The organism is Curtobacterium sp. C2H10 (assembly GCF_025407985.1).
In the GTDB taxonomy this organism is placed as follows: Bacteria; Actinomycetota; Actinomycetes; order Actinomycetales; family Microbacteriaceae; genus Curtobacterium.
Genome location: NZ_JABXGF010000043.1, coordinates 18,604 through 30,356, shown reverse-complemented (window position 1 = coordinate 30,356; position 11,753 = coordinate 18,604). Strand labels below are relative to the sequence as shown.

Sequence of the window (11,753 nt, the reverse complement as noted above, 5' to 3'; positions counted from 1 at the left end):
GCCGCCGCTCGCTCCGACGAGCGGGCGAAGTACGCCCCGCTCGGCGCCCCCGCGCGGCACATTCCGCCCGCTCGCCGCGGGCCCGCGGCGGCGCCGGGCCCTCGCACAACGAAAGACAACCCGAGCCACGTCGCGACGTGGCTCGGGTTGTCTTCGGTTGTGCGGACGCGCAGCCGCGCAGCCGCGCGCCCGCGCGTCAGACGCCGAAGTACTCCCGCACCACCGGCGCGATCCCGCGGAACGCCTTGCTCCGGTGCGACAGCGCGTTCTTCTCCTCGCGCGTCAACTCCGCCGACGTCCGGTCGGCGTCGTCCGGCCGGAAGACCGGGTCGTACCCGTGCCCGCCGTCGCCGATGGGCTCGGTCGTGACCTCGCCGTTCCAGACCGCCTCGACCACGTGCTCGGTGCCGCCCGGCGTGACGAACGCCGCGGCGCACACGAACGCCGCCGTGCGCTCGACGACCCCGTCGAGGTTCCGCAGCAGCAGCGCGATGTTGTCCGCGTCGACCCGCGTGCCGGCGTACCGCGCCGAGTGGATGCCGGGAGCACCGTCCAACGCGTCCACCGCGATGCCCGAGTCGTCGGCGAGCGCCGGGAGCCCCGTGTGCGCGACCGCCGCCCGGGCCTTGATGAGGGCGTTCGCGGCGTAGGTGTCCCCGTCCTCGACGGGCTCCGGGCCGTCGTACCCGACGAGCTCGACGCCGTCGCCCAGCGCCGACCCGAGGATCTCGCGCAACTCGACGACCTTGCCCTGGTTGTGCGTCGCCAGGACCACCGTGCGCGAGGTCACGCGAGCCCCAGCACGGACTTCTGGATCGCCGCGAGGGACTGGTTGCCCGCGAGCCCGAGGTCCAGCAGCACGTTGAGCTCGTCGCGGTCGAAGGGTGCGTGCTCGGCGGTCCCCTGCACCTCGATGAACTTGCCCGAGCCCGTCGTGACGATGTTCATGTCGGTGTCGGCGGCGGAGTCCTCGGTGTACGCGAGGTCGAGCATCGGCTCGCCCTTGACGATCCCGACGGAGATGGCCTGCACGCTGTCGAGCAGCGGGGTCGCCTTCTTCGCCACGAACCCGCGGTCGCGCCCCCACTCGATCGCATCCACCATCGCGACGTACGCGCCGGTGATCGACGCCGTGCGGGTGCCGCCGTCTGCCTGGAGCACGTCGCAGTCGATGACGAGCGTGTTCTCGCCGAGACCCTTCGTGTCGACGACCGCGCGGAGCGATCGGCCGATCAGGCGGGAGATCTCGTGCGTGCGCCCGCCGACCTTGCCCTTGATCGACTCGCGCTGCATGCGCTCGTTCGTCGAGCGGGGCAGCATCGAGTACTCGGCGGTGACCCAGCCGGTGCCCTTGCCGGCAAGCCACCGCGGGACGCCGTTCGTGAAGGACGCGGTGCAGAGCACCCTGGTGTTGCCGAACGAGATGAGCGCGCTGCCCTCGGCCTGCGTGCTCCACCCCCGCTCGATCGTGACGGGACGGTGGTCGGTCGCGGTGCGGCCGTCGATGCGGAGCGTGTCGCTCATGGGGTCCTTTCGATGCGGGGCAGCGTGATGGCCCCGGTCTGGAGGTGGCCGACGCTGGAGACCTCGGGGCCGAGGAAGCGTCGGGCGAGTCGGATGAAGCCGTTCTTGTCGTCGCCGGTCGCCTCGAACGAGTAGGTCGGCGGCTCGGTGGCAGTCCGTTCGAGCCCGTGCTCGACGAGTCGTCGGTACACGTCGTTGGCGGTCTCCTCGGCGCTGGAGACGAGCGTCACGTCCGGGCCCATCACGTACTGGATGGCGGCGGACATGAGCGGGTAGTGCGTGCACCCGAGGACGAGCGTGTCGACGTCGGCTGCGCGGATCGGTGCGAGGTAGCCCGCAGCGACCTCGCGGAGCGCTGGGGAGGAGGTGTCTCCCGCCTCGACGAACTCGACGAAGCGCGGGCATGCCGCGAGGCTCAGACTGATCTCCGACGCGACCGCGAAGGCGTCCTCGTACGAGCGCGACGCGATGGTGCCGACCGTGCCGATCACGCCGATGCGTCCGGTGCGGGTCTGCTTGACGGCGGCGCGTGCAGCGGGCTGGATGACCTCGACGACGGGGATGCCGTACGCCTGCTCGTACCGTTCGCGCGCGTCCCGGAGCACCGCGGACGAAGCGGTGTTGCACGCGATCACGAGGGCCTTCACACCCTGTTCGACGAGGTCGTCCATCACCTCGAGCGCGTAGCGACGGACGTCCGCGATGGGCTTCGGGCCGTACGGCGAGTGCACGGTGTCGCCCACGTACCGGATGCTCTCGCGCGGCAGCTGGTCGATGATGGCGCGGGCCACCGTGAGTCCGCCGACCCCGCTGTCGAAGACTCCGATCGGTGCATCCGTCACGACACCAGCGTACCGAGCGCGCGGGCCCGCCCGCCCCGCGAGCGGGCGGAACACGCACCGCTCACCACGCCGACCCGACGGAATCCGCCCGCTCGCGTCAACGTCCCGTCCAGGAGGCGCGCCCCGCCCCCGCCAGGCCGCCCCGCGCCTCCAGGCGGCCACCCAGCCGGCGAGCGGGCGGAACACGCACCGCTCGCCGCGCCGACCCGGCACACACCGCCCGCTCGCGCGCGCCGGCCGGCGGATCCGTACCTCCGAGCCCGGGCGACACTAGTGTCGGAGAGGTGACCAGCGCGCTCCTCACGGACCAGTACGAACTCACCATGGTCGACGCGGCCCTCAAGGACGGCACGGCCGACCGCCGGTGCGTGTTCGAGGTCTTCGCCCGCCGCCTGCCGGACGGGCGCCGCTACGGTGTCGCCGCGGGCCTCGGCCGGTTCCTGACCGCGCTGACGGACTTCCGGTTCGGCGACGACGAGATCGCGTTCCTGCGCGACCGCGGCGTCATCGACGCCGGGACGGCCTCGTACCTCGCCGACTACCGGTTCACCGGGGACATCCGCGCCTACCGCGAGGGCGAGGTCTTCTTCCCGAACTCCCCCGTCCTCCAGATCGAGGGCACCTTCGCCGAGGCCGTCGTGCTCGAGACCCTCGCGCTGAGCATCTTCAACGCCGACAGCGCGATCGCGAGCGCCGCCGCACGCATGGTCTCCGCTGCCGACGGTCGACCGCTCGCCGAGATGGGCTCCCGGCGCACGGGTGAGTGGAACGCCGTCGCCGCCGCCCGGGCCGCGTACATCGCGGGCTTCGGGGCGACGAGCAACCTCGAGGCCGGGCGCACCTGGGGCATCCCGACGATGGGCACCGCGGCGCACGCGTTCACGCTCCTCCACGACTCGGAGGAGGACGCCTTCCGGTCGCAGATCGACGCCCTCGGGACCGGTACGACGCTGCTCGTCGACACCTACGACATCGAGGCCGCGGTCGACACCGCGGTCCGGCTCACCGACGGCAAGCTCGGCGCCGTCCGCATCGACAGCGGCGACCTGCCGTCCGTCGTGGCGTCGGTCCGCGCACAGCTCGACCGGCTCGGGGCGACCGACACGAAGATCACGGTCACGAACGACCTCGACGAGTACACGATCGCGGCACTCCGCGCGGCGCCGGTCGACTCCTACGGCGTCGGGACCTCGGTGGTCTCCGGATCGGGCCACCCGGCCGCGGGCATGGTGTTCAAGCTCGTCGCACACCGCGACACGAGCCACCGCGACGCGAGCCATCGCGACGCGAGCCGCCGCGACACAGCCGACGACGGTGCGAACGACGCCGACTGGGTCCCGGTCGCGAAGAAGTCGGCCGAGAAGGCCACCGTCGGCGGACGCAAGCAGGCCGGCCGCCGCCTCCGCAACGGCATCGCCACCGCCGAGGTCGTGCTGACCACGGGTCAGGTCGGGCCGGACGAGCGCCCGCTGCTCGTCCCCGTGGTGACGAACGGCGAGGTGGACCCGGCGTTCCTCGGCGTGCAGGGCGTCGAAGCGGCCCGCGCGCACCACAAGATGGCGAAGGCCGAGCTGCCCGCCGACGCGTCACGCATCGGTCGGGGCGACCCGGCCATCCCCACGCTCGTCATCTGAGCGTCGGCGTCACTCCGCCTTCATCTTCTCGTAGATCGCCTTGCAGTCGGGGCAGACCGGGAACTTCTCGGGGTCGCGCCCGGGGATCCACTTCTTCCCGCACAGCGCCTTGACGGGCTTGCCGGTCAGGGCCGACTGCAGGATCTTGTCCTTCTTGACGTAGTGCGAGAAGCGCTCGTGGTCGCCGGGCTCGATCGCCTCTTCCTCGAGGAGCTTCTCGAGCTCGCGGTCCATCACGTCGAGGCCGCCACCGGGTTCCGTCATGCTCATGCGTCCAGGGTACGACGACCGGGCGCGCGCCGCGACGGTCCGCGACGCGCGGGGGGGGGCGTGGCCGACCCGCGACGGCCTGGAGGCGCGGGGCGGGGTCGACCCGCGCCTCCAGGCCGTCAGGTGGTCACCCCGCGAGCGACCCGGCTCAGTTGCGCTGCGCTGCGGCCAGCAGGTCCGGCCCGTGGCGGTCGAAGAGGCGACCGCCGATCGCGACGCCCGCCGCCAGTACGACCACGCCGACCAGGACCCCGACGACGAGGGTCAAGACCCCCCACGGCTCCGGGCCGTCGACGAACGCGAGTACCGCGAGCCAGGCCGCGGGGACGGAGCAGACCAGGATGCCGACCACCATCGACGACTGCGCGACCGAGGCGAGGACGCCGGCGGCCTGCGGCTGCTGGAAGGGATGGTCGCCCGGTCGGACGGTCGGGTACGGCAGCAGGACGGACACGACGCTCGACAGCCCGAGGCCGGACAGGAGCGCGCTCGTGCTCACGCCGACCAGCAGCGGGAAGGCCGTCCAGTCGCCGAACAGCCACGCGGAGACCCACGAGCCGGCGACGAGTGCGGGGATGCCCACGGTGAGCACCGGCACGAGGCGACCGAGTCGGTCGCTCCAGCCCGGGGCTCCCGAGGCGACGTGCAGCCACACCGCGGTGTTGTCGTACGAGACGTCGTTGTGCGGCAGGAAGCCCGCGATGAGCGCCATCAGCGGCAGCGGCACCAGGGCGGTCCAGTGCCACGGCACGCCGGCCACCCCGAGCGGGATGACGACGAGCGGGACGAACACGATGATCAGGTAGGACGCGCGGTACCGCGGGTCGCGTCCCCAGTAGGTGAGGGCCCGTGCCGCCACCGCGCCGACGGGCGTGGAGCCGAGCGTGTCGAACCATCCGAGGCCCCGGTACCGACGGGTCCGCGCACGGCCGTCGACGGTCTCGAGCGCCCGGCCGACCACGGCCCACCAGGCGAGGCCGAGCAGGGCCACGACGACCACCGCGATGACGAGCTTGACGACGCCCTCGCCCACACGGCCGCTCGCGACGTCGGCCGGCACGGCCCAGGCGGCGCCCCACGGCGTCCACCCGGCGATGTCGGCGACGCGCTGCATCTCGGCGCCGGCCGGGTCGAGCCAGTCGACGCGGAGCAGGAGCGAGACGGCCGGGATCGCCAGCACGACGATGACCAGCGCGACCAGCCAGCCGGCGTCCCGCGACCGGTGCGGACCGATCAGGGACGCACCGACGGCGCTGCCGACGCGGATGAGCAGGGCGCACGTGGCGATGGCGAGGAGGGCTGCGACGACGCCGAGGACGCCGACACCCGCACCGCGCATCCACGCGACCGACTGCGCGACGGCCACGACGGCGACCGCGACGACCGGGACCCCGATGAGTCCGGCTACCCCGAGCCCGACCGCCAGGTCACGTCGGCCGATGCCGAACACGGTGAAGCGCCGCGGATCGAACTGGTCGCCGCGCCCGACGACGAGCGGGACGACCGTGAACGCGAAGGCGATGAGCGTGCCGACCGGGACGACGACCGAACGCGCGACCTCGGGTGCGGCGTCACGGAGCCCGACGACCTCGATCGCGACGAGCACCGCGGCGACGAGTCCCGCGAGGCTGCCGAGCACGACGAGGACCGACCGACGGGCGCTCCCGCGGACCTCGCCCGCGAGCAGGTCCGCCCTCAGCCGGAGAAGCTGTGCAACCATTCCATGCTCTCTGCCACGACGCGGCCGCCCGCGAGTTCGACGAACTTGTCCTCGAGGCTCTTGCGCCCGCGGACCTGCGCCATCGTGCCGGAGGCGAGGACCTTGCCGCCGACGATGATGGCGACGGAGTCACACGTGCGCTGCACGAGTTCCATGGAGTGGCTGGAGAGCACCACCGTGCCGCCCCCGCGCGTGTAGCGACGGAGGATCTCGGTGATGGTCGCTGCGCTCACCGGGTCGACGGACTCGAACGGTTCGTCGAGCACGAGCACCCGGGGCGAGTGGATGAGCGTCGCCGCGAGGGCGATCTTCTTCGCCATGCCCACGGAGTAGTCGGCGACCTGACGGCCGAGCGCCTCGCCGAGACCGAACGCCTCGGCCAGGTCACTGCTGCGCTTGCGCGCGGTGGCGCCGTCGAGCCCGCGGAGGGTCGCCGAGTAGTACAGCAGCTGCGCGCCGGTCAGCCGGTCGAACAGCCGGAGCCGGTCCGGCAGCACGCCGAGGTCCCGCTTGGCGGCGGTCGGGTCGGCCCACACGTCGTGGTCGAGCACGGTCACGCTGCCGGCGTCGGGGCGCAGGAGTCCGGTGACCATCGACAGGGTGGTCGTCTTGCCGGCGCCGTTCGGGCCGACGACGCCGAAGATCGAGCCCTGGCGGATCTCGAGGTCGACCTCGTCGACGGCGAGGGTCTGGCCGTAGCGCTTCACGAGGCCGTCGGCACGGAGGACGACGGGCTGCTGGGGCTGCTTGGCCGTGGGCGCGGGGCGCTTGGTGCCGCTCGGGCGCTTCTTCGCGGGCTTGGTGTCGGGCGCCGCGGTGTCCGCTGCGGTGTCGGCTGCTGCCGTGTCCGCTGCGGGGTCCGTGGCGGTTGCGGTGTCCGTCGGGGTCGCGCGGTCGGTCGGGGTCGCGCGGTCGGTCGGGGTCGCGCGGTCGGTCGCGTCCGTGGCGGCGGTCGCGTCCGTCTCGTCCACCCCGTCGCGCGGGCCAGGAGGCACGGTGCCGGTCGTCCCCGCCGTCTGCGTCGGGCGGGTGGCACGTCCCTTGCCGCCGCGCGCCTTGGCAGGGCGGCGACCGGTGGTCGTCGGCGCCACCGCCTGCGCGGCGACGCGGTCCGCCCCCGTCTCCGTCGTCTCGGTGGCCGTCGTGTCGTCGGTCATCGTGTCCTCAGCGGAGGCGTCGTGTGCATCCCCGTCCCCCATGTCGTCGTCAGCGGCGTCTCCCGCCGCGGTGGCGTCGTCGTCCTCGGTGGCAGCGTCGTCCGCGGTGTCGTCGTCGCCGTCGGCGGCCGCTTCGGCCTCGGTGTCGGCGTCCGCTTCCTCGGTCAGCCAGGCAGCGTCCGACGTGGCGTACACGTCGTCGTCGTCCCCTGCTGCTGCGGCCACCGCCCCACCGTACCAACGCTCACCGGACAGCGGGGGACGCCTCGGGCTCGGTGTCCCGAATCCCCGGTGCTGTGTCACGAAATGAGCACGAAGCGGCCGAGACCGTACCCCGGCGGAGGGTCGTTCCGTATCATTCACCGAGGCACGACGAAGTGTTCACCACTTGGAAACCTGCCCCGGCCGGTGTCCCCGTGACGATCCCTCCCTGCGAATGCGCGCAGAGACGGCGGTCTTCCCGGGCAGATCGGATCTTCCGGGAGCACACTCGACGAGGCCCGCCCGTGCCCCAGGGCGCGCGGGCGGACACCAGAAGGGACCAGCATGACCACGCAGATCGTCATCCTCGCAGCGGGGATGGGCAGCCGCCTCGGGCGCAGCCTGCCGAAGCCGCTGACCGAACTGAGCGACGGCCGCACCATCATGCAGCAGCAGTTCGACAACATCCGTGCGGCGTTCGGTTCGAGCGCACGCGTCACGATCGTCGTCGGCTACAAGTCGGAGTACATCGTCGAGGCCTTCCCCGAGGCGAACTTCGTCTACAACGAGTCCTACGACTCCACGAACACCTCGAAGAGCCTGCTCCGCGCCCTCAAGGCGACGGGCAAGGGCGGCGTGCTCTGGATGAACGGTGACGTCGTCTTCGACCCGCGTGCCCTGGTGCGTGCGGCCGACATGATCGACGAGGACCGCTCGTTCGTCAGCGTCAACACCGACAAGGTCTCCGACGAAGAGGTCAAGTACACCGTCGACGCCGAGGGCTTCATCCACAAGCTGTCGAAGCAGGTCGTCGGCGGCCTCGGCGAAGCCGTCGGCATCAACTACGTGTCCTCGAAGGACAAGCAGGCGCTCATCCGCCAGCTCGGTCGCGTCGACGACCAGGAGTACTTCGAGGGCGGCATCGAGGCTGCCATCGCCGAGGACGGGCTACTCTGGAGCCCGATCGACATCTCGGACCTCTACGCGGTCGAGATCGACTTCGCCGAGGACCTCGAGCGCGCGAACAACCTGTTCGCCTGAACCAGCGTCAAGACCCCCTCGGCGGTTCCGCCCGAAGGGAAACCGTGACCACAGCGAGTGCGCCGACCGCGCCCGCGGCTGCCGCACCAGCGGCGTCCCGGAGCGCCGGTCGGCGCTATCGTCATGCCCTCTGGCTGCTGACGATCCGAGACCTCCGCGTCCGCTACTCGACCTCGGCGCTCGGCTACTTCTGGTCGATCCTCGACCCGCTCGTGATGTCGGCGATCTACTGGTTCGTCTTCACGCAGGTGTTCCACCGCGGGTCGGTCGGCGAAGAGCCGTACATCGTGTTCCTGCTGTCGGCGCTGCTGCCGTGGATGTGGTTCACCGGTGCCGTCTCGGACTCGACGCGGGCGTTCATCAAGGAGACCAAGCTCATCCGGTCGACGACGATCCCGCGCAGCATCTGGGTCGCCCGGGTCACGGCGTCGAAGGGCATCGAGTTCCTCCTCAGCCTGCCGGTGCTCGCCGTGTTCGCGATCGCGACGGGGGCGCACTGGCACTGGGAGATCGCGCTCTACCCGCTCGCGATCGTGCTGCAGTGCGCGCTCGTGTACGGGCTCGGCCTGATCGTCGCGCCGCTCGTGGTCTTCTTCCGTGACCTCGAGCGTGCGGTGAAGCTCGTGCTCCGGTTCCTCTTCTACGCATCGCCGATCATCTACGGCACGTCGGCACTGCCCGACAAGCTGCACGACCTCGCGGCGTTCAACCCGCTCAGCGGCATCTTCGGCATCTACCGCGCCGCGTTCTTCCCGTCGCAGCTGAACTGGTTCGAGGTCGGGGTCTCCGTCGTCGTCACCGTCGTCGTCCTCGCGATCGGACTCGTCGTGTTCCGCCGCAGCGAGCACCGCGTCCTGAAGGAGCTGTGATGACCGCCACCGAGCAGACCAGCCGCAGCGCGACGGTCGCCCCCGTGATCTCCGTCCGCGACGCCGGCATCCGGTTCAAGCGCAACCGTCGGGCGAGCCGGAGCTTCAAGGACCTCTTCGCCGGCAGCAACCGCCGCAAGCGCGCGGACGAGTTCTGGGCGCTCCGGGGCGTGTCGTTCGACGTCCGCCCGGGTGAGGCGATCGGGGTCGTCGGCCGCAACGGTCAGGGCAAGTCGACGCTGCTGAAGCTCGTGGCCCAGGTCATGCTCCCCGACGAGGGACGCATCCACGTCGGCGCCGGGGTCGCACCCCTGATCGAGATCACCGGTGGCTTCGTCGGAGACCTCTCGGTCCGCGACAACGTCTACCTCACGGCGGGACTGCACGGCATGTCCCGGGCGGAGATCCGCGACGCCTTCGACGAGATCATCGAGTTCGCCGAGATCGGCGACTTCGTCGACACCCCGTACAAGCACCTGTCGAGCGGCATGAAGGTGCGCATCGCGTTCGCGGTCATCTCGCGCCTCGACGAACCGGTGATCCTGGTGGACGAGGTGCTGGCGGTCGGCGACAAGGGGTTCCGCGAGAAGTGCTACAAGCGGATCGAGGAACTCCTCGCCGGTGGCCGCACGCTGTTCTTCGTCTCGCACAGCGACAAGGACCTCCGCCGCTTCTGCGAGCGCGGGCTGTACCTCGACAAGGGTCGCCTGCAGCTCGACGGCACGATCGAGGAAGCACTGCAGCGGTACTCGTCCGACTACGCCGTCTGACCACCGATCCCCGTCCACAACCAGGGTCCCCCGGGCCGCTCTCCACAGCCGCCACTCCCCCGAGCCGAACCGGCCCCCGGACGTCAGACCCTCACCCTACGGTGACGGCATGCACCACCCGACACCGGCCTACCCCGTCCCGTTCTCGATCGACCGTTCCCGCGCTCCGCGGCGCTACGACCTGCTGAACACCGGCGACGAACCCGTCGACGGCATCACGCTCACCCACCTCGGCACCGGCTACTGCCCGCCGCTCGCCGTGCACCGGCTCGAACCGGGTCGGTCGCTCTCGATCGCCGTGTTCGGCGCCACCACCGACGACACGGGCGTGGTGATCGTCCGCTGGCGTCGACCGGACCGCTCCGAGTACCTCTGGCGGATGTCCCTCGTGGGTGACGCCCGTGCTGCCTGACCGTCCTCGTCGTGCCACCGCCGACCGGTGGGTCCGGGTCGGTCCCTCAGTCCTCGCCGCGCGCCGCCGCGACGGTCTGCCAACGGGCGAGCAGCCGTTCGACCGCGTCGTGCAGCCGCTTCGTCGCCGCACCGGGCGTCGTGTCCCCGAAGTACCGCTCGACCCAGTGCTGCAGCTTCGCGAGCTCGGCGGCGTCGTTCGCCGCGGCGTCGACCCGCGCGACGACGTCCTGCGCATCGGACGCCGTCAACCAGTTGGCGTCGCTCAGGTACCCGCGCTCGTCGACGTCCGCCTCGGGCGCGACCGGCCGGGTCACGATGAGCGGCTTGCCCACGGCGAGCCGGTCGTAGATCATCGCGCTGATGTCCGTGATCGCCACGTCCGCTCCGGCGAGCTGCCACCCCAGCTCGGCACCGTCGTCGTACACGTGGTGGGCGCCCGGGTCGGCGGCGTTGGCGCTCGCGATGGCAGCGACGATCCGCTCGTGCGCCGCCTTGTACGCGGCGTCGCGCACACCGCTGCGGGGGTGCGGCCGGTAGACGAGCCGGTGCGTCGGCGACGCGAGCACCCGTTCGGCGATCGTGGTGCCGTGGCTCGCGATCGACCCGTAGGCGGCCGCTGCGCGGTCCCCCTCCCACGTCGGCGCGTAGAGCACGACCGTGCGGTCGTCGGCCGGGTACGGCGCGGCGCCGGCGAAGTGGTCGGCCTGCGGGCGACCGATCGAGATCGTCCGGGCATCCAGGTCGTAGTCCCACAGGGCGTCCGACAGCCGTCCACGAGCGGCGTCACCGGCGATCAGGGCGTAGTCGTACGCCTTGAACTGGTTCGTCGTCATGTACATCTTGTCGCTCTCGCCGTGGTTCACGAAGACGTGCCACATGCGCCCGTACCGCATCATCTGGAAGTTGCGGGCGTTCTGGTTGACGTAGAAGACGATCTTCGGTGCCTGCTCCTCGACGAACTGCTCGAGGTCGACGACCTGGCGCGCGTAGACCACGGGCACCGGCGACTCGTCGAGCAGGGTGAGCATGGTGCCGGGGCTCCGCGCGATGATCGCGACCGGGTGGGTCGCCGCGAGTTCGGCGAGGGGGGCGTACCACTGCCGCACCTGGTACATGTTCACGGGGCCGTCGGCGAAGTAGACGGCGATCTCCACGGTGCCCGGAGCAGGGGCCACCACCGACGGCAGCCGGCGTGCGAGTTCACGACGGCTGCGTCGCGACTTGAGCAGGCGGTCGGCGAGCCGCAGGGCCGTGCGCGCGTCGCTGATGATCGGCATGGTCTCTCTTCCTGGGTCCGGGGACGGTTCGGTG

Annotated in this window: 12 protein-coding genes; 5 read left to right on the top strand and 7 right to left on the bottom strand. The window is 71.5% G+C overall.

The window, feature by feature from the left end:
* Window positions 1–196 precede the first annotated feature (196 nt).
* Genes rdgB through murI form a run of 3 tightly spaced genes read right to left on the bottom strand, consistent with a single transcriptional unit; the run spans window position 197 to window position 2,366 of the window.
* Complete coding sequence (gene rdgB / locus HWD93_RS14205; protein WP_261647168.1) at window positions 197–790, bottom strand: RdgB/HAM1 family non-canonical purine NTP pyrophosphatase; 594 nt, start codon at window positions 788–790, stop codon at window positions 197–199.
* Window positions 787–1,524: a ribonuclease PH gene (gene rph / locus HWD93_RS14200; protein ID WP_070416667.1), complete on the bottom strand. Its 738-nt coding sequence runs from the start codon at window positions 1,522–1,524 to the stop codon at window positions 787–789. Before rph ends, rdgB begins: the two co-directional genes overlap by 4 nt.
* Window positions 1,521–2,366 carry a glutamate racemase gene (murI, locus tag HWD93_RS14195; RefSeq protein ID WP_261647167.1) on the bottom strand — a complete coding sequence of 282 codons (846 nt, stop codon included), beginning with the start codon at window positions 2,364–2,366 and terminating at the stop codon, window positions 1,521–1,523. Before murI ends, rph begins: the two co-directional genes overlap by 4 nt.
* 284 nt (window positions 2,367–2,650) lie before the next feature.
* Between murI and HWD93_RS14190 the strand changes: the two genes are divergently transcribed.
* Window positions 2,651–4,000, top strand: a complete 1,350-nt coding sequence (locus HWD93_RS14190) for a nicotinate phosphoribosyltransferase (RefSeq protein ID WP_261647166.1) — start codon at window positions 2,651–2,653, stop codon at window positions 3,998–4,000.
* A gap of 9 nt (window positions 4,001–4,009) precedes the next feature.
* On the opposite strand, the gene HWD93_RS14185 is transcribed toward HWD93_RS14190, so the two are convergent.
* The 3 genes from HWD93_RS14185 to HWD93_RS14175 all read right to left on the bottom strand — a co-directional run bounded on the left by HWD93_RS14185 (window position 4,010) and on the right by HWD93_RS14175 (window position 7,372).
* Complete coding sequence (locus HWD93_RS14185) at window positions 4,010–4,270, bottom strand: DUF3039 domain-containing protein (RefSeq protein WP_092384164.1); 261 nt, start codon at window positions 4,268–4,270, stop codon at window positions 4,010–4,012.
* Window positions 4,271–4,418: 148 nt separating this feature from the next.
* Window positions 4,419–5,990, bottom strand: a complete 1,572-nt coding sequence (locus HWD93_RS14180) for an ABC transporter permease (RefSeq protein ID WP_261647165.1) — start codon at window positions 5,988–5,990, stop codon at window positions 4,419–4,421.
* Window positions 5,966–7,372, bottom strand: coding sequence for an ABC transporter ATP-binding protein (locus HWD93_RS14175; protein WP_261647164.1), 1,407 nt, complete (start codon window positions 7,370–7,372; stop codon window positions 5,966–5,968). The genes HWD93_RS14180 and HWD93_RS14175 overlap by 25 nt, the downstream gene beginning before the upstream one ends.
* A 321-nt stretch (window positions 7,373–7,693) precedes the next feature.
* On the opposite strand from HWD93_RS14175, the gene HWD93_RS14170 reads away from it, so the two are divergent.
* The 4 genes from HWD93_RS14170 (at window position 7,694) to HWD93_RS14155 (ending at window position 10,440) form a co-directional block, all read left to right on the top strand.
* Window positions 7,694–8,389, top strand: a complete 696-nt coding sequence (locus HWD93_RS14170; protein WP_070416669.1) for an NTP transferase domain-containing protein — start codon at window positions 7,694–7,696, stop codon at window positions 8,387–8,389.
* A gap of 44 nt (window positions 8,390–8,433) precedes the next feature.
* Window positions 8,434–9,258: an ABC transporter permease gene (locus HWD93_RS14165; protein ID WP_070416670.1), complete on the top strand. Its 825-nt coding sequence runs from the start codon at window positions 8,434–8,436 to the stop codon at window positions 9,256–9,258.
* On the top strand, window positions 9,258–10,028 hold the full coding sequence (locus HWD93_RS14160; protein WP_070416671.1) for an ABC transporter ATP-binding protein: 771 nt from the start codon (window positions 9,258–9,260) through the stop codon (window positions 10,026–10,028). The genes HWD93_RS14165 and HWD93_RS14160 overlap by 1 nt, the downstream gene beginning before the upstream one ends.
* A gap of 109 nt (window positions 10,029–10,137) precedes the next feature.
* Window positions 10,138–10,440 (top strand): hypothetical protein, encoded by a 303-nt coding sequence (locus tag HWD93_RS14155; protein ID WP_071302029.1) that lies wholly within the window; start codon window positions 10,138–10,140, stop codon window positions 10,438–10,440.
* Between the two features lie 46 nt (window positions 10,441–10,486).
* On the opposite strand, the gene HWD93_RS14150 is transcribed toward HWD93_RS14155, so the two are convergent.
* Window positions 10,487–11,719, bottom strand: a complete 1,233-nt coding sequence (locus HWD93_RS14150; protein WP_261647163.1) for a CDP-glycerol glycerophosphotransferase family protein — start codon at window positions 11,717–11,719, stop codon at window positions 10,487–10,489.
* Window positions 11,720–11,753: the final 34 nt, after the last annotated feature.

What these genes read in the sequence shown, in the direction of transcription:
- rph (WP_070416667.1), bottom strand. Translation starts at nt 1,524, where the DNA reads ATGAGCGACACGCTCCGCATCGACGGCCGCACCGCGACCGACCACCGT.
- HWD93_RS14185 (WP_092384164.1), bottom strand. Translation starts at nt 4,270, where the DNA reads ATGAGCATGACGGAACCCGGTGGCGGCCTCGACGTGATGGACCGCGAG.
- HWD93_RS14180 (WP_261647165.1), bottom strand. Translation starts at nt 5,990, where the DNA reads ATGGTTGCACAGCTTCTCCGGCTGAGGGCGGACCTGCTCGCGGGCGAG.
- HWD93_RS14170 (WP_070416669.1), top strand. Translation starts at nt 7,694, where the DNA reads ATGACCACGCAGATCGTCATCCTCGCAGCGGGGATGGGCAGCCGCCTC.
- HWD93_RS14160 (WP_070416671.1), top strand. Translation starts at nt 9,258, where the DNA reads ATGACCGCCACCGAGCAGACCAGCCGCAGCGCGACGGTCGCCCCCGTG.
- HWD93_RS14155 (WP_071302029.1), top strand. Translation starts at nt 10,138, where the DNA reads ATGCACCACCCGACACCGGCCTACCCCGTCCCGTTCTCGATCGACCGT.
- HWD93_RS14150 (WP_261647163.1), bottom strand. Translation starts at nt 11,719, where the DNA reads ATGCCGATCATCAGCGACGCGCGCACGGCCCTGCGGCTCGCCGACCGC.